Genomic DNA, 20,531 nt, shown 5'->3' with positions numbered 1-20,531 from the left:
ACCCATGAGCGACGACGGAGTTTTCGAACCGGGCAAGGGTTACCGCAAGGGTCCCGTCCTGCTGCGCGGCGACCAGATCCCCGCCCAGACCACCGACCAGCGGCTGCTCGCGAAGGGCGGCGGCGCGGACTGGGTCCACGGCGACCCGTGGCGCGTCATGCGCATCCAGAGCGAGTTCGTCGAAGGTTTCGGCGCGCTCGCCGAGCTCGGCCCTGCGATGAGCATCTTCGGCTCGGCGCGCACCAAGCCCGGCCACCCCGACTACGAGATCGCCGTCGAGGTCGCGCGCGGGCTCGTCGAGGCGGGCTACGCCGTCATCACTGGCGGCGGCCCGGGCATCATGGAGGCGGGCAACAAGGGCGCCAAGGAGGCGGGCGGTGTCTCCGTCGGCCTCGGCATCGAGCTGCCGTTCGAGCAGGGCATGAACCCGTTCGTCGACCTCGGCGTGAACTTCCGGTACTTCTTCGCCCGCAAGACGATGTTCGTCAAGTACGCGTCGGGCTTCGTCGTGCTCCCGGGCGGCTTCGGCACGCTCGACGAGCTGTTCGAGGCGCTCACGCTCGTCCAGACACACAAGGTCACCGGGTTCTCGATCGTCCTGGTCGACTCGGCGTACTGGGGGCCGATGATCGAGTGGCTGCGCGGCCCCGTGCTCGAGCGCGGCATGATCCGCGAGGCGGACATCGACCTGCTCAAGGTCGTCGACACGGCCGAGGAGGCCGTGCGGGCCGTCGTCGACCGGGACGTGCAGCTGCGCGACGAGGAACGCCAGGCTGCCGAGGCGTACGCCGCCGACGTCGCGGCCGCGCAGGCCGCCTCCGAGGCCGACCGCACCACCTCCGCGTGAGCGAGCCCGCCGCGGCGACGACCTGGGAGGCGCTCACGTCGTCGTTCGCCCCCGTGCCACCGCGCGCACCTGACCTCGTCCTGCGCGGTCGGGCGGTCGGTGCCGCCGGCGGGGCAGTCATGGCGATCGTCAACCGCACGACCGACTCGTTCTACGCGCCGGCGCGCTACGCCGACGACGAGGCCGCGATGGACGCGGTCGCGCGCGCTGTCGCTGACGGTGCCGACATCGTCGACGTCGGAGGCGTGCGGGCGGGCGTCGGACCTGAGGTCGGGGTCGCCGAGGAGATCGAGCGTGTCGCGCCGTTCGTCGCGCGCGTGCGCGCCGAGCACCCGGACCTGATCGTGTCGGTCGACACGTGGCGCGCCGAGGTGGCGCGGGAGGTCGCCGACGCCGGCGCGGACCTCATCAACGACACGTGGGCCGGCGCGGACCCGCACCTGGTCGAGGTCGCGGGGGAGCGGCGCCTCGGCGTCGTCGTCTCCCACACGGGCGGCGCCGCGCCCCGCACCGACCCGGTCGACGTGCGCTTCGACCTGCCGCGCGACGCGTCCGCGGACGCGGACCCGCTCGACGCGGTCGTGGCCGACGTCGTCGCGACGCTGAGCGCGGGCGCCCGCCGAGCGATCGCCTGCGGGGTCCCGGCGGCCTCCGTCCTCGTCGACCCGACGCACGACTTCGGCAAGCGCACGGTCGACTCGCTCCAGCTCGTGCGCCGCACCGCCGCCCTCGTCGCGCTCGGGCACCCGGTGCTCATGGCGCTCTCGCGCAAGGACTTCGTCGGGGAGACGCTCGACCTCCCGGTCGACGAGCGGCTAGAGGGCACCCTCGCGGCGACCGCGCTCGCGGCCTGGCAGGGCGCGCGCGTCTTCCGCACGCACGACGTACGGGCGACGCGCCGCGTGCTCGACATGGTCGCTGCGGTGCGCGGCGAGGTTCCGCCCCGCGCGCCCGTCCGCGGTCTCTGACCGTCCGCGGGAGCGTCGCCGCTGGTACGGAGCGGTCCTCCTAGGTGGGACGCCTGCGCCTCCCAGGCCTGCGATGACCTAGAATGTCCGACGACACCCGTTGCGTACGGGGCCGATCGCGCCTCGCTGCCGGGCAGCGCGCGAACGGCTGCCGGGCGGTCGACGATCGACGCGACGGAACGACTGAGGAGAGGATGCCACCGATGGCTGCGATGAAGCCGAGGACCGGGGACGGACCGCTCGAGGTGACGAAGGAAGGACGCGGCATCATCATGCGCGTCCCGCTCGAGGGTGGTGGCCGGCTCGTGGTCGAGCTGACCGCGCAGGAGGCGTCCGACCTGGGCGCTGCACTGAACGGCGTCGTGGGCTGACTCAGTTGGCACGCACCAGCTCCGTGACGGCCTCCCGCAGGTCGTCGCACGAGGACGCGGCGAGCGTGTGGCGCACCGAGCGTGCGCTCCCGGAGGTCGTCGTGGCCCCGGGTCGTCTCGCCGACTGCACCTTCCTGAACGCTGACGAGGTCGAGGTCGTCGTCCTCCCCGTGGCCCCCGGGCCCGAGGAGGAGGACGGCCTCGAGCCGCGTCACGGCACGATCGACGCCGCGGTCAGGTACGGGATCGACCTGGCCGAGCTCGCGGAACGTGCCGACTTCGACGGCAAGGCCGGCGAGGCGCACGTCATCGACCTCCCGCGCCCGCACCGCGCGGGGACGTCGCTCCCGTGGGCAGGTCTGCCCGAGCGCGTCGTCCTGCTCGGTCTCGGTCGGGGCACGGTCGGTGACATGCGCAAGGCAGGTGCCGCGCTCGCGCGGCGCACGCGCGGCCGCGGCCGCGTCCTGACCACCGCGACCGGCACCGACACGCCCGCGCACCAGCGCGCGTTCGTCGAGGGGTACCTCCTCGGCGCGTACCGCTCGCCCACCCAGGGGACCGGCGAGCCCGCTCCCGCGCCTGCCGAACAGCTCGTGCTGCTCGGCAGCCACGACGAGGCTGCGGTCGAGGCCGCCGTGCTGGCCGCCCGCGGTACGTGGCTCGCGCGGGACCTCACGAACGCGCCGGCGAACATCGCGAACCCGGCCTGGGTCGCGGACGTCGCCGCGCGTCTCGGTGCGGAGGAAGGGCTCGAGGTCGAGGTCCGCGACGCAGCCGCGCTGCGCCGCGACGGCTTCGGCGGCATCCTCGCCGTCGGGTCGGGCTCTGGGAGCGAGCCGCGTCTCGTCACCGTGGGCTACACGCCCGTCGACGACGCGGGGAACGTCGTCGCGGACGCCCGCCACGTCGTGCTCGTGGGCAAGGGCATCACGTACGACACCGGCGGCATCGACGTGAAGCCGCGTACCTCCATGGTCACGATGAAGACCGACATGGCGGGCGCCGCCGTCGTGCTCGCGACCGTGATCGGCGCGGCGCGCAGCCGAAGCCCCCACCGCGTGACCGCGGTCCTGCCGCTCGCCGAGAACCACGTCGACGGCGCCTCGTACCGCCCGGCCGACGTCCTGCGGCTCTACGACGGCACGACCGTCGAGGTCGGCAACACGGACGCCGAGGGCCGCCTCGTCCTCGCCGACGCGCTCGCCTACGCGGGCAAGCAGCTCTCGCCCGACGTCGTCGTCGACGTCGCGACCCTCACAGGCGCCGCGATCCTCGGCCTCGGCCCGCACCACGCGGCGCTCTACGCGTCGGACGATGCCCTCGCGACGACGCTCGAGTCGGCGGCCGGACGCACGGGTGAGCGGGTCTGGCGCATGCCGCTCGTCGAGGACTACGAGTCGGCCGTGACGTCGTCGGCGGTCGCCGACCTGCGGAACGTACCGGCCGAGTCCGTCGGCGGCGGGTCGATCGTCGCGGCTCTCTTCCTGCAGCACTTCGCAGGTGAGCAGCCGTGGGCGCACCTCGACATCGCCGGCCCGTCGATCGCCGACAAGGACAAGCACGAGGTGCCCGCCGGAGCGACCGGCTTCGGCGTGCGGCTCCTGCTCGACGCCCTCGACCAGCTCTGAGCTGAACAGCGAACGAGGCGGCCACCCGGAAGGGGTGGCCGCCTCGTCGTGTCGATGGCCGCGGACTGCCGCGTCGCGCTCCTGGCGTCGTGCCCCCTGCGTCAGCGCCGGACGGCGAGCAGCAGGCCCGTGCCCGAGGGGATGAGCGCCGGGACGACGCGCTCGTCCTCGCGCAGCCGCCGGCCCACCTCGCGGACGGTCGTCGTCAGCTCGTCGCGGCGCGCCGGGTCGGCGACCTTGTCGCGGGCGAGCGCGTCGTCGACGGCGAGCACGCCACCCGGGCGCAGCAGCCGCAGCCCCTGCTCGACGTACTCGGGGTAGCTCGCCTTGTCGGCGCCCACGAGCACGAGGTCGTACGCGGCGTCGGCGAGGCGCGGCAGGACGTCGAGCGCGCGACCGGTGATCGCACGTACACGGGTCGGCCTGATGCCGTCCTCCGTGAACGCGGCCTTCGCGGCGCGCTGGTGCTCGGCCTCGATGTCGATCGTCGTGAGGACGCCGTCGGGCACCATGCCCCGCAGGATCCACAGCGAGGCGACACCCGTGCCCGTGCCGACCTCGACGGCCGTGCGCGCCTGGACGGACGCGGCGAGAAGCTGCAGCACGGCGCCCGCTCCGGGGGCGACGGCCGAGCAGCCGTACTGCGCGGCGCGCTCGCGCGCCCGCAGCAGGACCTCATCCTCGGGACGGAAGTCCTCGCAGTAGTCCCAGCTGAGGGTCTTGTCGCTGGAGATGATGGCCTCCGGGGCTCTCGTTCGCGTGCGGGGGACCGGTCTGTCGACGCGGCGGGGACGGCGGCCGTCCCTGCCGCATCGTACCGCCGCGGCTGTTCGCCTGCGGCGCACACGGTCGGCAGGAAGGTCCCGTTCTGCGAGAATGTGGAGGTGAGCGACATCGGGAACCCAGGGCGTGCCGCGCAGGGCGCGGCGGCGGGGTTGTCGTGGGAGGAGATCGTCCGGGACCACTCCGCGCGCGTCTTCCGCCTCGCGTACCGCCTCACGGGCGACCGGCACGACGCCGAGGACCTCACGCAGGACGTGTTCGTCCGCGTGTTCCGCTCTCTCGACCGCTACGAGCCGGGCAACTTCGAGGGCTGGCTGCACCGCATCACGACGAACCTGTTCCTCGACTCTGCGCGCCGCAAGCAGCGCATCCGCATGGATGCGATGGGCGACGACGACGGCCACCTCGCGGGCTCCGTCGAGGCGCAGCCCGAGCGCGGCTTCGAGCACGGCAACCTCGACCTGGACGTCCGGCGGGCGCTCGACGCTCTGCCTCCGGACTACCGCGCCGCCGTCGTGCTCTGCGACATCGAGGGGCTGAGCTACGAGGAGATCGCCGTGACGCTCGGCGTGAAGCTCGGCACGGTGCGCTCGCGCATCCACCGGGCGCGCTCGCAGCTGCGCGCGTCGCTCGCGCACCGCCGTCCGACGCTGGAGGGCGCTCAGGCTCCGGCTGCGTCCGGTGACGCGGGCCTCGAGAGCGCCGCGCACCTCTGGACGGCGTCATGAGCATGCCGACCGGGCCCGGGCACTACGGGGAGTGGATCAGCGCCCACCTCGACGGCGAGCTCTCGCGCGCGCAGGACGCACGCCTGCAGGTGCACCTGCTGCAGTGCGCCGCATGCTCGGACGCGCTCGCGGCGGAGCGGGAGGCTCGCCGCCTGCTCCTCGCTGCGACCGAGGCTGAGCCGAGCGCCGCGCTGACGCAGCGGCTCCTCGCGCTCGCGTGCGCCGAGGCCCCTGAGCGGGCCGCTGACCAGGTGCCGGTCGCGAAGCGTAGCGCTGACGGGCGCAGGCGCTGCCCGGCCGAGCTCCGCACCCTGCGCCCGGGCGAGTCGCCCACGTTCCCGGCGCTCACGGGCGACCTGCGCTCACGACGCAGCCTCGTCGCTGCGGTCGTCGTCGGTGTCGTGGGCCTCGGGCTCGGAGCCGGCGGCCTCGCCGCGCTCGGTGCACCGCCCCGCGTCGTGCCCTCCGCCCACCGCGCCGAGGCGCTCACGACCCTCGCGCGCACGGTCGGCTCGGGCAGCCCTGTGGCGTCCGCCGGCCTGTCGTCGGGCGCGAGCATCGGCGGGGCCTCGTCGGTCGACCCTGCCGAGAGCGACCCGACGCTCGCCCGCCTGCGTGCCGAGGGCTGGTACGTGCCGCGTCTCGTCGAGGGGGCCGACGTCGTCGCGCACCGGATCGACGGCGACGGCCGGCTCGAGCTCGAGGTCGCGACGAGCGACGGCGTCGTCGTGCTGCGCGAGCAGGTGGGGCTCCTCGACACCGACGCGCTCGCGGGTGCCGTCGCCGTCGACGCGGGCGGGCACACGGTCCACCTGCTGTCGCAGACGCCCTGGCACGTCGCCTGGCAGGCGGGCGACCTCGTCCTCGAGGCGTACTGCGCCGAGCCGAACCAGCTCGCCGAGCGCATCGTCGAGGCGCCCGACGCGGACGTCGCGGCCCCGGTCGCGGTCGGTCGGCGGATCGCGCGCGGCTGGGAGAACATCATGACCGTGGTGGCCGGTCGATGAGCGACGTGCAGGGCAACGGCCTGTTCGCGACGCCGGGCGGCGAGGCGCCGCGGCGCCCCGTGCGCCACGTGGCGGACGGGGCGCTCGACCGCGACCCGTACGCGGGCCGCGCCGTCCCGCCCTCGCCGTACGCGAGCACGCCCGTCGCCGGCGCGTCCTCCTACGGCCGGCCGGACGTCCCCGGACCGCTGTACGGGCCGTCGCCGTACGCAGCGACCCCGGCGCAGCGCGCTCGCGGGGAGCGCGACGCGGCCGACGCGCCCGGGGGCTCGCCCTGGACCCCCGTGACGACGACGCGACGCGCCCAGCGTCGCGGCCGCGCGGTCGCGACGGGCGTCTCTCTGGCGATCTTCGGGATCGCCGCAGGTGGCACGGGTGCCTACGTGGGGCAACAGCTGCCGACGTCCCGCCCGGTCGTCGAGGTCGTGGTCGCGTCGCCAGGCGGCGGGCCGAGCGGCGACCGGCCCGCCGGCTCTGTCGCGGACGTCGCAGCCCGGGTCAGGCCGTCGGTGGTCTCGCTCGAGGTCGAGGGGGCGGACGGGGAGTCCACGGGCTCCGGCTTCGTCTTCAGCGCCGAGGGGTACGTCGTGACGAACAACCACGTCGTCGACCCCGCGGTGCGGTCGGGGGGCAAGGGCAGCGTCGTCGTCGTGCTCGCCGACGGCAGGAAGGTCGACGGCGAGGTCGTCGGGACGACCGCCTCCTACGACCTTGCGGTGGTCAAGGTCGAGGTCGACGGCCTGGAGCCGCTCGTCCTCGGCGACTCCGACGCTCTCGTGGTCGGTGACCCGGTGACGGCGTTCGGCGCACCGCTCGGCCTGGCAGGCACCGTCACGACCGGTATCGTCTCGGCGCTGAACCGGCCGGTCGTCGCGGGCGGCGAGGGCGACGTGGCGTTCATCAACGCCGTGCAGACGGACGCGTCGATCAACCCCGGCAACTCGGGCGGACCTCTCGTGAGCTCCGCCGGCGAGGTCGTCGGCATCAACTCGGCGATCGCGCAGCCACCCGGCACCAGCCGCGCGTCCGGCAGCATCGGTCTGGGCTTCGCGATCCCGTCGAACCAGGCGCTGCGGACCGTCACGCAGCTCATCGAGACGGGCAAGGCGACCTACCCGGTCATCGGCGTCCTCCTGGACCAGAGCCACACGGGTGAGGGCGTCCGCGTGCTCGATCGGCAGCAGGGCGACCAGCGGCCCGTGACTCCGGGCGGGCCTGCGGAGAAGGCGGGCATCCGGCCGGGCGACGTGATCCTCGCGATCGACGGCCGCCCGGTGACGCAGCCCGACGAGCTGATCGTCGCGATCCGCGCGCACGCCCCCGGCGACGTCGTGACACTGACCCTGCGCGACGGCGAGGACGGCGAGCGCACCGTGCGCATGGTCCTCGACGAGGTGACCAGCAGCTGATGAACGGGTTCTTCAACGTCAACGGCGGCGAGCTCGTCGTCATCCTGCTCGTGCTCGCGCTCGTCGTCGGGCCCGACCGCCTGCCCCAGTACGCCGAGCAGCTCGCGCGCTTCGTGCGCGGGGCGCGCGACTACGCGCGCAAGGCGAAGGAGCGCGTCGACGAGGAGGTCGGGGACAGCATCGGCGAGGTCGACTGGGCAAGCCTGGACCCGCGCCAGTACGACCCGCGCCGGATCGTGCGGGACGCCCTGCTCGATCCCGAGCCTGCGCCGCTCGCCGGTCGTGCGGGCCCGGGCGGGGCCAGCGCGGCTGCGGGAGCGCCGCGCGGGGTGCGGCCCCCGACGCCGGGGGCGGCGAGCGGCCCGCGGCCCGAGGTCGCTCCGTTCGACGACGAGGCCACCTGACCTCTCGCGACGCGCTCACCCAAGATTTCCCACCCGTCCGCGCACCTGCCACAATGGTGCGATGCGTGAGCGCTTTCGAAGTGGCAACCCAGGTGTCGCCGGGAGCGGTGGGGAGCTGGTGCCGGCATGAGGCTCCCTGAGCGCGGCGAGGGCCAGACGCGGATCGGTGTCGCCATCCCTGTACCGGCCCCCTACGCCGAGATGCTGTCCGACGCGCGCCGACGCAGCGGCGACGGCTTCGCCGACCTCATCCCTCCGCACGTGACGATCCTCGGTCCCACCGTCGTCGACCAGGGCGCCATGGCCGCGGTCGTCGAGCACCTCGCGGCGGTGACGTCGTCGGCTCAGGCGTTCACGATGATTCTCCGCGGGACCGGTACGTTCCGGCCCGTCTCCGAGGTGGTCTTCGTCCAGGTCGCGCAGGGTATCGCGGAGTGCGAGCAGCTCGAGACCGCGGTGCGTACGGGCGTCCTCGCGCAGGAGCTGCGGTTCAACTACCACCCGCACGTGACGATCGCGCACGACGTCGAGCCGGAGGCGCTCGACCGCGCGTTCGAGGAGTGCGCGGGATTCGAGGCGACGTTCGACGTCACGGGTGTCGACCTGTTCGAGCACGGCGACGACGGCGTGTGGCGGACGGTCGAGACGTTCCCCCTCGGGGGCTGACCCTCGTCACGAGGGTCGACGGGGGGGCCGCGCCGCGGCCGGAGCCGCGGCGCGACGGGATCCGTCAGAAGGCGCGCGTGATCATCGCGCGCTTGACCTCCTGGATCGCCTTCGTGACCTCGATGCCGCGAGGGCAGGCCTCGGTGCAGTTGAAGGTCGTGCGGCAGCGCCAGACGCCCTCCTTGTCGTTGAGGATCTCGAGGCGCTGGGTCGCACCGTCGTCACGCGAGTCGAAGATGAAGCGGTGCGCGTTGACGATCGCCGCAGGGCCGAAGTACTGGCCGTCGGTCCAGAAGACCGGGCAGGACGACGTGCACGCGGCGCACAGGATGCACTTGGTCGTGTCGTCGTAGACCTCGCGCTGCGCGGGCGACTGGATCCGCTCGCTGCTCGGCTCATTACCCGACGTGATGAGGAACGGCATGATCTCGCGGTAGGACGCGAAGAACGGCTCCATGTCCACGACGAGGTCCTTGATCACGGGCAGGCCCTTGATGGGCTCGACGGTGATCGGCTTGCTGATGTTGAGGTCCTTCAGCAGGGTCTTGCACGCGAGGCGGTTGCGGCCGTTGATGCGCATCGCGTCCGAGCCGCAGATGCCGTGCGCGCACGAGCGGCGGAACGTCAGTGAGCCGTCCTGCTCCCACTTGATCTTGTGGAGCGCGTCGAGGACCCGGTCCGTCCCGTACATGGTGAGCGTGTGCTCGTCCCAGTACGAGGAGGTGCCGTGCTCCGACTCGGGGGAGTAGCGCAGGACCCGGATCGTGACCTCGAAGCTGGGGATCTCGCCAGCAGCCGCTGCGGGAGCGGTCTCTTCCAGGGTGGCAGTCATCAGTACTTACGCTCCATCGGCTGGTAGCGGGTCACGACGACCGGCTTCGTCTCGAGCCGGGTCTCGTGCGGGGGGATTCCGGCCGCGTCAGCGGCCTCGACGGCGGCCACGCGGCGGTAGGCCATCGTGTGCGCCATGTAGTTCGCGTCGTCACGGTCCGGGAAGTCCTCCCGGAAGTGGCCGCCGCGGGACTCCTTGCGCTCGAGCGCGCCGACCACGACGACCTCGGCGAGGTCGATGAGGAAGCCGAGCTCGACGGCCTCGAGGAGGTCCGTGTTGAACAGGCGGCCCTTGTCCTGGACCGAGACGTTCGAGAAGCGCTTCTGGAGGTCCTTGATGACGTCGAGCGTCTCCGTGAGGGACTCGTGGGTGCGGAACACCTGCGCGCCCTTGTCCATCGCCTCCTGGAGCTCGCGGCGCAGGTCGGCGACACGCTCGCCGTCGGGCCGACGGCGCATGGCCTCGAGCTCGGCGACGGTGCGGTCCGCGGCGTCGGCGGGCATGTCGACGAAGGACGCGTTGACCGCGTACTCCGCCGCAGAGATCCCCGCGCGCTTGCCGAACACGTTGATGTCGAGCAGCGAGTTGGTCCCGAGGCGGTTCGAGCCGTGCACGGACACGCACGCGACCTCGCCGGCCGCGTACAGGCCGCGGACGACGTCGGTGTTGTTGCGCAGGACCTCAGCGTCGATGTTCGTCGGGACGCCACCCATCGCGTAGTGCGCCGTCGGGTAGACCGGGACGGGCTCGGTGTAGGGCTCGATGCCGAGGTACGTGCGGGCGAACTCGGTGATGTCGGGGAGCTTGGCGTCGATGTGCGCCGGCTCGAGGTGGGTCAGGTCGAGCAGGACGTAGTCCTTGTTCGGGCCGGCGCCACGGCCCTCGCGCACCTCGTTCGCCATCGACCGGGCGACGATGTCACGCGGTGCGAGGTCCTTGATGGTCGGGGCGTAGCGCTCCATGAAGCGCTCGCCCTCGCCGTTGCGGAGGATGCCGCCCTCGCCGCGGGCAGCCTCCGAGAGGAGGATGCCGAGGCCCGCGAGGCCGGTCGGGTGGAACTGGAAGAACTCCATGTCCTCGAGCGGCAGGCCGCGGCGCAGCGCGAGCGCCATGCCGTCACCGGTGAGGGTGTGGGCGTTCGACGTCGTCTTGAAGATCTTTCCGGCGCCGCCGGTCGCGAGGACGACGGACTTGGCACGGAAGACGTGGATCTCGCCGGAGGCGAGGTCGTAGGCGACGACGCCCGCGACCGAGACCGGCTCGCCCTCAGCCACGTCCCCGTGGGCGAGGTCGTGGTCGAGGATCAGGTCGAGGACGTAGAACTCGTTGAAGAACTCGACGTTCTGCTTGACGCAGTTCTGGTAGAGCGTCTGCAGGATCATGTGGCCCGTGCGGTCCGCGGCGTAGCAGGAACGGCGCACGGCGGCCTCGCCGTGGTTGCGGGTGTGCCCACCGAAGCGACGCTGGTCGATCTTGCCCTCGGGCGTGCGGTTGAACGGGAGACCCATGCGCTCGAGGTCGAGGACGGCGTCGATCGCCTCCTTGGCCATGACCTCCGCGGCGTCCTGGTCGACGAGGTAGTCACCGCCCTTGACCGTGTCGAACGTGTGCCACTCCCAGTTGTCCTCCTCGACGTTCGCGAGGGCCGCGCACATGCCGCCCTGGGCGGCGCCGGTGTGCGAGCGGGTGGGGTAGAGCTTCGAGATGACGGCGGTGCGGGCGCGGCCCGAGGACTCGAGCGCGGCACGCATGCCTGCGCCGCCGGCACCGACGATCACGACGTCGTAGCTGTGGGTCTGCATCGGTCTCGATGCCTCCTGGACGAGTTCTTGGTGGGAAGGATCAGTCGAAGCAGACGGACGGCAGCAGCTCAGCGGGCGCTCCGACCGGGCACGGCTCGAAGGTGAAGATGACGAGGGTGCCGACCACGATCACGACGACCGCCGCCGTGTAGAGCAGCACCTTGAGGATCCCGCGCGTGCGGTCCTTCTCGGCGTAGTCGTTGATGATCGTGCGGACGCCGTTGGAGCCGTGGATCATGGCGAGCCACAGCATCAGCAGGTCCCAGACCTGCCAGAACGGCGAGGTCCACTTGCCACCGACGAACGCGAAGTCGATCGCCTTGATGCCGTCGCCAGCCATGAGGTTGACGAACAGGTGGCCGAAGATGAGGGCGACCAGGACGACGCCCGAGGCGCGCATGAAGATCCAGCCGTACAGCTCGAAGTTCCCACGCGTGGTCTTCCGGCGCTTGTACGGGTCGCGCGGCGACGCGATCGCCGAGGCGGCGGTGCTCATTTCAGCCTCCGAAGACGTGGGACAGGTGCCGCGGCAGGAACCCTGCCATCGTCACGACGAACAGGCCGACGACGACCCACAGCATCACCTTCTGGTACCTCGGGCCCTTGGACCAGAAGTCGACGAGGATGATGCGCAGGCCGTTGAAGGCGTGGAACACGATCGCTGCGACGAGGCCAGCCTCGCCGAGTCCCATGACCGGGTTCTTGTAGGTCCCGATCACCGCGTTGTACGCCTCGGGGGACACGCGCACGAGCGCGGTGTCGAGGACGTGCACGAGCAGGAAGAAGAAGATCAGGACACCGGTGACCCGGTGCGCGACCCAGGACCACATGCCTTCACGGCCGCGGTACAGAGTCCCAACTGGCGCCTTGGGCACGGGGGAGCCTCCTGTGTAGCGGTCTCAGCCGTTCCGACGACGTCGTCGTCACGGTCGAGGAGGTGCGGCGAGCGGGTCGGACGATCCGCTCCTGTGAGGTCCACTGTAATGAACTCGCTGGGCCTTAGGTCCATGTCGGGCCCGTCAGGCGCGTGCTATCGGCCGTCTGTGACGGATCGCACACGACCCGGAGCGGCCGTCGCGTGCCGCCTCTAGGATGTCCGCATGCCTGCCATGCCGCCCGCGAACGCCCAGGATGCCGCCGAGTTCTACGCCGTGATCCCGGCGGGAGGAGCGGGCACCAGGCTGTGGCCGTTGTCCCGGTCCGGCACGCCGAAGTTCCTCCACGACCTCACGGGGGCAGGCCGGTCGCTCCTGCAGTCGACGGTCGACCGCCTCGCCGCGGTCGCCGACGACTCTCACGTGCTCGTCGTCACCGGTGCTCGGCACGTGCGGGCCGTCCGCGAGCAGCTCCCCGCTCTCGCTGACACGAACGTGCTCGCCGAGCCGTCGCCCCGGGACTCGATGGCCGCGATCGGCCTCGCCGCCGCGGTGCTCCAGGAGCGCCACGGCGACGTCGTCCTCGGCTCGTTCGCCGCGGACCAGGTCATCACGAGCACCCCGTCGTTCGTCGCCGCCGTGCGCGAGGGCATCGAGGCGGCGCGCGCCGGATATGTCACGACGATCGGCATCGCGGCGTCGCGGCCCTCGATCGCGTTCGGGTACGTCCGCTCGGGAGAGCTGCTCGACATCGCGGGCGCCCCCTCGGTCCGCCAGGTGCTGGGCTTCACCGAGAAGCCCGACGCGGAGACGGCGCGCCGCTACCTCGAGACAGGGGAGTACCGCTGGAACGCGGGCATGTTCATCACCCGTACGTCCGTGCTGCTCGACCACCTCGCGCGTGAGCACCCCGACCTGCACGCGGGGCTCGTGACGGTCGCCCGGGCCTGGGACACCCCTGAGCGCGACACGGTCGTCGCGAACGTGTGGCCGACGCTCGAGCGAATCGCCATCGACCACGCGATCGCGGAGCCCGTTGCTGCCGCGGGCGGCGTCGCGATGGTCCCGGGCAACTTCGGCTGGGACGACGTCGGCGACTTCAACTCCCTCGCGGCGCTGCTCCCGGCGGTCGACGGCGCGGGGTCGAAGGTCCTCGGCGACCAGGACCGTGTGGTCCGGCTCGCGAGCGCAGGCTCGGTCATCGTGCCGGCGGGCGGCCGCACGGTCGCCGTGCTCGGCCTCGACGACGTCGTCGTCGTGGACACGCCCGACGCGGTGCTCGTCACGACCCGGGCGCGGGCGCAGGAGCTCAAGTCCGTCGTCGACGCCGTGCGCGACCGAGGGCTCGACGACCTGCTCTGACGCCTGCCCGGCAGGCGGGCGGCACGAGCCTGTCCGGTCCGTGCGGCGTTACCGTGGAACGGTGAGCCCACTCGACGACGACACGACCCTCTCCGGTGCGACCACGGCGAAGGCGCCTGACGGCCCGGCCGGCGTCCTGACGCCGGGCGGTGCGAGCGACCCGATCGTTGCCGAGATCCTGCGGATCACCGACCAGGTCTTCGACGAGCTCGTCTCGATCCGCCGCGACATCCACGCCCACCCGGAGCTCGCGCGGACCGAGATCCGCACGACTGCGCTCGTCGCCGAGCGGCTCGCGGCCGAGGGTCTCGCGCCGCGGCTCCTGCCGGGCAGCGGCCTCGTGTGCGACATCCCCGCGCAGGCGCCCGGCGACGCGCGACGCCGCGTCGCGCTGCGGGCAGACCTCGACGCGCTGCCCGTCCAGGAGGCGACGGACCTCCCGTACTCGTCGACCGTCCCCGGCGTGTCCCACGCGTGCGGGCACGACGTGCACACGGCCGTCGTCCTCGGTGCGGGCATCGTCCTGGCGCGGCTCGCCCGCCAGGGGCTCCTCGAGGTGCCTGTCCGCCTGGTGTTCCAGCCGGCCGAGGAGGTGCAGCCCGGCGGAGCGCTCGACCTGATCGCGCAGGGCGCGGTCGACGGCGTCGAGCGCATCTACGCGGTGCACTGCGAGCCCAAGCTCGACACGGGCGTCGTCGGGACGCGCATCGGCCCGATCACGTCCGCGTCCGACGAGGTGACGCTCACCTTCACGTCGCGCGGCGGGCACACCTCGCGCCCGCACCTGACGGGCGACCTCGTGTACGCGATGGGCCAGGTCATCTCCCAGGTCCCCGCGATCCTCGGGCGCCGCCTCGACCCGCGCTCCGGCGTCAACCTCACGTGGGGCGCGGTCAACGCGGGACGTGCGCACAACGCCATCCCGACGATCGGCACGCTGCGGGGCACGCTCCGCTGCCTCGACGTGCGTGCGTGGGAGCTCGCGGCCCAGGTCCTGCACGACGCCGTCGAGCAGGTCGTCTCGGCGTTCGGCGTGGGCGTGGAGATCGAGCACAACCGCGGCGTGCCGCCCGTCGAGAACGACGCCGACGGCACGACGGCGCTCGAGGAAGCTGCCCGGGCGGCGGTCGGCCCCCGCTCGGTGCAGCTGACGGAGCAGTCGCTCGGGGGAGAGGACTTCGCCTGGTACCTGACGAAGGTCCCCGGCGCGCTCGCCCGCCTCGGCACCCGTCTGCCGGGCGGTCGCACGTACGACATCCACCAGGCCGACTTCCGGGTCGACGAGGAGGCGTTGCGCGTCGGCGTGCGGCTGCTCGCGACCGTCGCGTCGCGTACAGGGCGGTAGCGCCCCCCGAAGTCTCGCGATGTGGATGATCCCGTTCCGTCCGGTTGCGCCTCGGTGACGAGTGAGTAACGACTCAGCCGGGACTCACGGTTTTAACCTTCGCGTCATCTAGGGGTGGCTAGAGTCGACCCATCGAAAGCCGTCCGGCAGATGGGCATCGTGCAAAGGCGCGTGATGGTTGCTGCCGGGCGCACTACCTCGAACTCGAGTAGGAGTGCTCTGTGAAGAAGATGATCAAGCTTGCCGCGATCGGTGCTGCGGCTGGACTGGTCCTGACCGCGTGCGCGGATGCGCCCGCTGATGACCCGACCAAGGCTCCCACCTCCGGTGAGACCTCGACGAGCGCGGGCCCCGCGATCAAGGCTGTCGACGGTTTCAAGCCCTGCATCGTGTCTGACGCCGGTGGCTTCGACGACAAGAGCTTCAACCAGCTCTCGTACGAGGGTCTGAAGAAGGCTGCTACCGAGTTCGCGATCGACTTCGGCGAGGTCCAGTCGACCTCCGACTCCGACTTCGCGCCGAACCTCGAGTCGCTCGTCTCGACCGACTGCTCCGCGATCGTCTCCGTCGGCTTCGCGCTCTCCGCCGCGACCGTCGAGTCCGCCAACGCGAACCCGGACCTCGAGTACATCCTGGTCGACGACGCCGCTGACAACGACTTCAACGGCAAGACCGACGCCCCGAACATCAAGCCGCTCCTGTACGACACGGCCCAGGCTGCGTTCCTCGCGGGCTACCTGTCCGCCGGCTACTCGGAGGCTGGCAAGGTCGGCACGTACGGCGGCATGCCGTACCCGACCGTCACGATCTTCATGGACGGCTTCAAGCAGGGCGTCGAGCACTACAACAAGGTGAAGAACGCCAACGTCGAGGTCGTCGGCTTCGAGGGTGGCGACAAGGGCACCTTCACGGGTGGCTTCGAGAACAACCAGGAGGCGCGCAACGCCGCTGACTCGATCATCGACCAGGGTGTCGACGTCATCCTCCCGGTCGGTGGCCCGATCTACCAGGCTGCTCTCGACTCGATCGCCGACTCGGGCCGCGACGTCGCCCTCATCGGTGTCGACGCCGACGTGTTCCTCACCGACCCGAACACCGCTGACGTGATCCTCACGTCGATCGAGAAGAAGATGGACGTCTCCGTCTACGACACGATCGTGGCTGCCGGCCGCGGCGAGTTCGACCCGGCGGCGTACGTCGGCACCCTCGAGAACGGTGGCGTGGGCCTGGCTCCGTTCCACAACTTCGAGGGCAAGATCGACGGTGCCCTGCTCGACGAGGTCGAGGCTCTCAAGGCCGAGATCATCGCCGGCTCGGTCAAGGTCACGTCGTACCTCAACTGACGCACCGCGTTCTCCCCGGGGAGCTTGTTCTCCCCGGGGAGAACGCGTGTCATGACTACTTCGCTACACCCAGAAAGATCGGTCAATGAAGCTCGAGCTGCGCGGCATCACCAAGCGCTTCGGTGCGCTTGTCGCCAACGACCACATCGACCTCACGGTCGCTCCCGGGGAGATCCACTGCCTCCTCGGTGAGAACGGCGCTGGCAAGTCCACACTGATGAACGTCCTGTACGGCCTCTATACCGCCGACGAGGGCGAGGTGCTGCTGGACGACCAGCCCGTCAGCTTCGCCGGCCCCGGCGACGCGATGGCCGCCGGTATCGGCATGGTGCACCAGCACTTCATGCTCGTCCCCGTCTTCACCGTCGCCGAGAACGTCATGCTCGGGCACGAGCCCACCAAGAGCGGTGGCCGGCTCGACCTCGACCAGGCGCGTGCCAAGGTCCGTGAGATCGCCGACCGCTTCGGCTTCCACGTCGACCCCGACGCGCTCGTCGAGGACCTCCCCGTCGGCGTGCAGCAGCGCGTCGAGATCATCAAGGCTCTGTCCCGCGACGCGAAGGTGCTCGTGTTCGACGAGCCGACCGCAGTGCTCACGCCGCAGGAGACCGACGAGCTGATGGCGATCATGCGGCAGCTCAAGGACGAGGGTGCCGCGATCGTCTTCATCACCCACAAGCTCCGTGAGGTCCGTGAGGTCGCGGACCGCATCACGGTCATGCGCCGCGGCGCCGTCGTCGGCGAGGCCAAGCCGGGCTCTAGCGACGCCGAGCTCGCCTCGCTCATGGTCGGCCGCGCGGTCGAGCTGACCGTCCACAAGGACGCGCCGAAGTACTCCGACGCGCTCCTCAACGTCGAGAACCTCGAGATCCGCGACCAGTCCGGCCTCGTCCTCGTCGACGACGTCTCGTTCCAGGTCCGCGGCGGCGAGGTCCTCGTCGTCGCCGGCGTCCAGGGCAACGGCCAGACGGAGCTCGCTGACGCGCTCCTCGGCCTCGTCACGCCCGCCGCCGGGCGCATCGAGCTCAACGGCACCGACCTCGTCGGGCGCAGCGTCCGTCAGTTCCTCGACGCCGGCATCGGCTTCGTGCCTGAGGACCGCGGCCACGACGGTCTCGTCGGCTCCTTCTCCGTCGCGGAGAACCTCATCCTCAACCGCACCGACGGCGCGCCCTTCGTGCGCGGCGGCTCGCTGCAGCTGAAGGAGCGCGACGACTTCGCGCGTGAGCGAGTCGAGGAGTTCGACATCCGCACCCAGAGCATCGAGACCAAGGCTGGCCGCCTCTCCGGCGGAAACCAGCAGAAGGTCGTCCTGGCGCGCGAGCTGTCGCGCGACCTCAACCTGTTCGTCGCCTGCCAGCCCACGCGCGGCGTCGACGTCGGGTCGATCGAGTTCATCCACAAGAGGATCGTCGCCACCCGCGACGCCGGCATCCCCGTCATCGTCGTGGCCACCGAGCTCGACGAGGCGCTCGCGCTCGGCGACCGGATCCTCGTCATGTACCGCGGGCGCATCGTCGGGATCGTCCCGTCGACCACCCCGCGTGACGTGCTGGGCCTGATGATGGCCGGCATCTCGGTAGAAGGGCACGAAGCCGCATGAGCACGACCGAAGCACCGCAGCCCGCTCAGGGCGCACCCGCTGCGACCGAGAAGGTCGAGAACGCTGACTCGCGCTGGACGAAGGCGTTCCGCGAGATCGTCAGCGGATCGTGGGGCGTCTCGATCGGCGCCGTCATCCTCGCGCTCGTCGCGGGATCGATCATGATCATCGCGACCGACGAGGGCGTCCGCTCGACGTCGTCGTACTTCTTCTCGCGCCCGGGCGACATGCTCGAGGCCGCGTGGGCCGCGATCCGCGACGCCTACCTCGCGCTCTTCCGCGGTGGCGTCTGGAACTACAAGGCTGACAACCTGACGGACGCGATCAAGCCGCTCACCGTCACCCTCAAGTACGCGACGCCGCTCATCGGCGCGGGCCTCGGCCTCGCCGTCGGCTTCCGTGCCGGCCTGTTCAACATCGGTGGTCAGGGCCAGATGATCCTCGCGGCCATCGGTGCCGGCTGGATCGGCTTCAAGCTCGACCTGCCCGCCGGCGTCCACCTCGTCGTCGCGGTCCTCGTCGGCCTCGCGATGGGTGCCCTCTGGGCCGGCATCGCGGGCGCGCTCAAGGCGTTCACGGGCGCGCACGAGGTCATCACGACCATCATGCTCAACCACACCGCGTACTACCTGCTCTTCTTCCTGCTGGCGACACCTGGCCTGCTGCAGGCCCCCGGGTCCTCCAACCCGAAGACGCCCGCGATGAAGGAGACCGCGGTCATGCCGGTCCTCTTCCAGGGCGGGTTCCCGATCCATCTCGGCTTCGTGTTCGCGCTCGTCGCGGTCGCGATCACGTGGTGGCTCCTCGAGCGCTCGCGCATCGGCTTCACGTTCAAGGCCGTCGGTGAGAACCCGTCCGCCGCTCGCGTCGCTGGTATCGACGTCCCGCGCACGACCCTCTACGTCATGCTCGTCTCGGGTGCCCTCGTCGGCCTCGCGGGCGCGACCCAGGTCCTCGGCACCTCGGTCACCGGCTTCAGCACCGACGTCGACGCCGGCATCGGCTTCGACGCGATCACGGTCGCGCTGCTCGGTCGCTCCTCGCCGCTCGGCGTCCTGGGCGCCGGCATCCTCTTCGGGGCCTTCAAGGCCGGTGGCGCGACCATGCAGGCCGCCGAGACCATCCCGATCGAGATCGTGACCGTCATCCAGTCGCTCATCGTCCTGTTCATCGCGGCCCCGCCGCTCGTCAGAGCGATCTTCAGGCTGCCCGCCCCGGGCGCCACGAAGTCCTCTCGCCGTGCCCGCAAGGAGGTGGCAGCATGAGCGCCGCCACGATCATCCCCGACGAGTCCCCGGTCTCGGAGAACCTCCGCAAGGTCGAGGTCGTCTCCAAGAAGTTCCCGGTCGTCCTGACGTCCGTCCTCGTCGTCCTGCTCGCGATCGTCGCGTTCGCGGCGCGCGAGGGTGACACCAAGTTCCGCTTCTCCTCGCCGGACGACTTCGTGTCGATCCCGTCGATCACCGTGCCGGGCATGACCGTCGCCTGGGCGTGCGTCGTCCTCATGGCCCTGCTCGCCGCCGCCTCGTGGGCTCTCTACGTCGTCGGTCGCAAGACGCCGTGGTACCTGGGCGCGGTGTTCGCGCTCGTGTTCATGGCCGGGTTCCTGGCCTGGGCGGGCGCCGGTTCGTCGAGCGACTTCCCGGTCGTCCGGCTCATCAGCTCCTCCGTGCTGCTCGCCGTGCCGCTCGTCTTCGGTGCGCTCGGCGGTGCGATCGGTGAGCGCGCCGGTGTCGTCAACATCGCTATCGAGGCGCAGCTGCTCGCGTCGGCCTTCGTCGCCGCGATCGTCGGCACCATCACGGGCAGCCCGTGGGCCGGCCTCGTCGCCGCCCTGCTCGCCGGCGCGCTCGTCGCGCTCGTCCTGGGCGTGTTCACGATCACGTACCGCGTGAACCAGGTCATCGTCGGTGTCGTCCTCAACGTGCTGGTGCTCGGCGTGACGAGCTTCGTCTACTCGCAGGTGCTCGTGCCGCAGGCCGCGCTCTACAACAAGACGACCCGCTTCCCGACGTTCGAGATCCCGGTCCTCGGACAGATCCCGGTCATCGGCCCGGCGCTGTTCAACCAGTCGCTCATCGTCTACCTCATGTACCTCACGGTCCCGGCCGTCTGGTTCGCGATGTTCCGCACCCGCTGGGGCCTGCGCCTGCGCGCCGTCGGCGAGCACCCGCTCGCGGCGGACACGGTGGGCATCAAGGTCGAGCGCGTGCGCTACCGCGCCCTCCTGATCGCCGGTGGCATCGTCGGCATGGGTGGCGCCTACTACACGCTCGTGTCGGTGTCCTCGTTCGGCAAGAACATGACCGCAGGTGCGGGCTTCATTGCCCTGGCCGCCGTCATCTTCGGCAAGTGGGACCCGATCAAGGCGACCCTCGCGGCGCTCCTGTTCGGTTTCGCGTCGGCGCTCGCCGGTGCGATGAGCATCGTCGGTTCGCCGGTGCCGAGCCAGTTCATGCTCATGCTCCCGTACGTCGTCACGCTGCTCGCCGTGGCCGGCCTCGTCGGGCAGTCCCGCGGCCCGGCCGCCTCGGGCGAGCCCTACGTCAAGGAGTGAC

The 20,531-nt window shown here is 71.4% G+C and carries 20 protein-coding genes; 15 read left to right on the top strand and 5 right to left on the bottom strand.

Annotation, left to right across the window (positions count from 1 at the left end):
• Window positions 1-4: 4 nt before the first annotated feature.
• The 4 genes from ATL41_RS04240 to ATL41_RS04225 all read left to right on the top strand — a co-directional run bounded on the left by ATL41_RS04240 (window position 5) and on the right by ATL41_RS04225 (window position 3,814).
• Window positions 5-847 (top strand): LOG family protein, encoded by an 843-nt coding sequence (locus ATL41_RS04240; protein ID WP_098457355.1) that lies wholly within the window; start codon window positions 5-7, stop codon window positions 845-847.
• A complete protein-coding gene (gene folP / locus ATL41_RS04235) occupies window positions 844-1,815 on the top strand; it encodes a dihydropteroate synthase (RefSeq protein ID WP_425432652.1) in 972 nt (323 codons plus the stop codon). Before ATL41_RS04240 ends, folP begins: the two co-directional genes overlap by 4 nt.
• Before the next feature lie 203 nt (window positions 1,816-2,018).
• A complete protein-coding gene (locus tag ATL41_RS04230; protein WP_098457354.1) occupies window positions 2,019-2,186 on the top strand; it encodes a DUF3117 domain-containing protein in 168 nt (55 codons plus the stop codon).
• Window positions 2,187-2,191: 5 nt separating this feature from the next.
• Entirely contained in the window at window positions 2,192-3,814 is a 1,623-nt protein-coding gene (locus tag ATL41_RS04225) for a leucyl aminopeptidase family protein (protein WP_245854613.1), read from the top strand.
• A 101-nt stretch (window positions 3,815-3,915) separates the two neighbouring features.
• On the opposite strand, the gene ATL41_RS04220 is transcribed toward ATL41_RS04225, so the two are convergent.
• On the bottom strand, window positions 3,916-4,548 hold the full coding sequence (locus tag ATL41_RS04220; protein WP_098458920.1) for an O-methyltransferase: 633 nt from the start codon (window positions 4,546-4,548) through the stop codon (window positions 3,916-3,918).
• 150 nt (window positions 4,549-4,698) lie between these two features.
• Between ATL41_RS04220 and sigE the strand changes: the two genes are divergently transcribed.
• From sigE to ATL41_RS04195, 5 genes are all read left to right on the top strand, one after another.
• Window positions 4,699-5,325: an RNA polymerase sigma factor SigE gene (gene sigE, locus ATL41_RS04215; protein WP_245854612.1), complete on the top strand. Its 627-nt coding sequence runs from the start codon at window positions 4,699-4,701 to the stop codon at window positions 5,323-5,325.
• Complete coding sequence (locus ATL41_RS04210; protein WP_098457353.1) at window positions 5,322-6,332, top strand: anti-sigma factor family protein; 1,011 nt, start codon at window positions 5,322-5,324, stop codon at window positions 6,330-6,332. The genes sigE and ATL41_RS04210 overlap by 4 nt, the downstream gene beginning before the upstream one ends.
• Window positions 6,329-7,741, top strand: coding sequence for a S1C family serine protease (locus ATL41_RS04205; RefSeq protein ID WP_098457352.1), 1,413 nt, complete (start codon window positions 6,329-6,331; stop codon window positions 7,739-7,741). Before ATL41_RS04210 ends, ATL41_RS04205 begins: the two co-directional genes overlap by 4 nt.
• A complete protein-coding gene (locus ATL41_RS04200) occupies window positions 7,741-8,145 on the top strand; it encodes a twin-arginine translocase TatA/TatE family subunit (RefSeq protein WP_098457351.1) in 405 nt (134 codons plus the stop codon). The genes ATL41_RS04205 and ATL41_RS04200 overlap by 1 nt, the downstream gene beginning before the upstream one ends.
• A gap of 126 nt (window positions 8,146-8,271) precedes the next feature.
• Complete coding sequence (locus ATL41_RS04195; protein WP_098457350.1) at window positions 8,272-8,811, top strand: 2'-5' RNA ligase family protein; 540 nt, start codon at window positions 8,272-8,274, stop codon at window positions 8,809-8,811.
• Between the two features lie 64 nt (window positions 8,812-8,875).
• Here ATL41_RS04195 and ATL41_RS04190 read toward each other — a convergent pair whose 3' ends face one another.
• The 4 genes from ATL41_RS04190 to sdhC are packed head-to-tail and all read right to left on the bottom strand — an operon-like array spanning window position 8,876 to window position 12,320.
• Entirely contained in the window at window positions 8,876-9,643 is a 768-nt protein-coding gene (locus ATL41_RS04190) for a succinate dehydrogenase iron-sulfur subunit (protein WP_098457349.1), read from the bottom strand.
• The gene (gene sdhA / locus ATL41_RS04185; RefSeq protein ID WP_098457348.1) at window positions 9,643-11,445 is read right to left on the bottom strand and encodes a succinate dehydrogenase flavoprotein subunit; all 1,803 of its coding nucleotides are present in this window, start codon (window positions 11,443-11,445) and stop codon (window positions 9,643-9,645) included. The genes ATL41_RS04190 and sdhA overlap by 1 nt, the downstream gene beginning before the upstream one ends.
• 40 nt (window positions 11,446-11,485) lie before the next feature.
• Window positions 11,486-11,941, bottom strand: coding sequence for a succinate dehydrogenase hydrophobic membrane anchor subunit (locus ATL41_RS04180; RefSeq protein WP_098457347.1), 456 nt, complete (start codon window positions 11,939-11,941; stop codon window positions 11,486-11,488).
• A gap of 1 nt (window position 11,942) precedes the next feature.
• Window positions 11,943-12,320, bottom strand: a complete 378-nt coding sequence (sdhC, locus tag ATL41_RS04175; RefSeq protein ID WP_098457346.1) for a succinate dehydrogenase, cytochrome b556 subunit — start codon at window positions 12,318-12,320, stop codon at window positions 11,943-11,945.
• Window positions 12,321-12,545: 225 nt separating this feature from the next.
• On the opposite strand from sdhC, the gene ATL41_RS13285 reads away from it, so the two are divergent.
• The 6 genes from ATL41_RS13285 to ATL41_RS04145 all read left to right on the top strand — a co-directional run bounded on the left by ATL41_RS13285 (window position 12,546) and on the right by ATL41_RS04145 (window position 20,530).
• A complete protein-coding gene (locus ATL41_RS13285) occupies window positions 12,546-13,682 on the top strand; it encodes a mannose-1-phosphate guanylyltransferase (protein WP_245854610.1) in 1,137 nt (378 codons plus the stop codon).
• A gap of 163 nt (window positions 13,683-13,845) precedes the next feature.
• Entirely contained in the window at window positions 13,846-15,027 is a 1,182-nt protein-coding gene (locus ATL41_RS04165) for an amidohydrolase (RefSeq protein WP_245854889.1), read from the top strand.
• Between the two features lie 221 nt (window positions 15,028-15,248).
• Window positions 15,249-16,370: a BMP family lipoprotein gene (locus ATL41_RS04160; protein ID WP_098457345.1), complete on the top strand. Its 1,122-nt coding sequence runs from the start codon at window positions 15,249-15,251 to the stop codon at window positions 16,368-16,370.
• 85 nt (window positions 16,371-16,455) lie between these two features.
• On the top strand, window positions 16,456-17,973 hold the full coding sequence (locus ATL41_RS04155) for an ABC transporter ATP-binding protein (protein WP_098457344.1): 1,518 nt from the start codon (window positions 16,456-16,458) through the stop codon (window positions 17,971-17,973).
• Window positions 17,970-19,238: an ABC transporter permease gene (locus ATL41_RS04150; RefSeq protein ID WP_098457343.1), complete on the top strand. Its 1,269-nt coding sequence runs from the start codon at window positions 17,970-17,972 to the stop codon at window positions 19,236-19,238. Before ATL41_RS04155 ends, ATL41_RS04150 begins: the two co-directional genes overlap by 4 nt.
• The gene (locus ATL41_RS04145) at window positions 19,235-20,530 is read left to right on the top strand and encodes an ABC transporter permease (protein WP_098457342.1); all 1,296 of its coding nucleotides are present in this window, start codon (window positions 19,235-19,237) and stop codon (window positions 20,528-20,530) included. Before ATL41_RS04150 ends, ATL41_RS04145 begins: the two co-directional genes overlap by 4 nt.
• The last annotated feature ends 1 nt before the right edge of the window (window position 20,531 follow it).

Origin of the sequence: Flavimobilis soli (assembly GCF_002564025.1) — a bacterium.
In the GTDB taxonomy this organism is placed as follows: Bacteria; Actinomycetota; Actinomycetes; order Actinomycetales; family Cellulomonadaceae; genus Flavimobilis; species Flavimobilis soli.
The sequence above is the reverse complement of the archived record's forward strand: the minus strand, read 5'-3'. Positions and strand labels throughout refer to the sequence as shown.

Coding starts and splice junctions, on each gene's coding strand:
- ATL41_RS04190 (WP_098457349.1), bottom strand. CDS start 9,643: ATGACTGCCACCCTGGAAGAGACCGCTCCCGCAGCGGCTGCTGGCGAG.
- ATL41_RS04145 (WP_098457342.1), top strand. CDS start 19,235: ATGAGCGCCGCCACGATCATCCCCGACGAGTCCCCGGTCTCGGAGAAC.
- sdhA (WP_098457348.1), bottom strand. CDS start 11,445: ATGCAGACCCACAGCTACGACGTCGTGATCGTCGGTGCCGGCGGCGCA.
- ATL41_RS04180 (WP_098457347.1), bottom strand. CDS start 11,941: ATGAGCACCGCCGCCTCGGCGATCGCGTCGCCGCGCGACCCGTACAAG.
- ATL41_RS04205 (WP_098457352.1), top strand. CDS start 6,329: ATGAGCGACGTGCAGGGCAACGGCCTGTTCGCGACGCCGGGCGGCGAG.
- ATL41_RS13285 (WP_245854610.1), top strand. CDS start 12,546: ATGCCTGCCATGCCGCCCGCGAACGCCCAGGATGCCGCCGAGTTCTAC.
- ATL41_RS04240 (WP_098457355.1), top strand. CDS start 5: ATGAGCGACGACGGAGTTTTCGAACCGGGCAAGGGTTACCGCAAGGGT.
- ATL41_RS04200 (WP_098457351.1), top strand. CDS start 7,741: ATGAACGGGTTCTTCAACGTCAACGGCGGCGAGCTCGTCGTCATCCTG.
- ATL41_RS04150 (WP_098457343.1), top strand. CDS start 17,970: ATGAGCACGACCGAAGCACCGCAGCCCGCTCAGGGCGCACCCGCTGCG.
- ATL41_RS04210 (WP_098457353.1), top strand. CDS start 5,322: ATGAGCATGCCGACCGGGCCCGGGCACTACGGGGAGTGGATCAGCGCC.
- ATL41_RS04195 (WP_098457350.1), top strand. CDS start 8,272: ATGAGGCTCCCTGAGCGCGGCGAGGGCCAGACGCGGATCGGTGTCGCC.
- ATL41_RS04230 (WP_098457354.1), top strand. CDS start 2,019: ATGGCTGCGATGAAGCCGAGGACCGGGGACGGACCGCTCGAGGTGACG.
- ATL41_RS04155 (WP_098457344.1), top strand. CDS start 16,456: ATGAAGCTCGAGCTGCGCGGCATCACCAAGCGCTTCGGTGCGCTTGTC.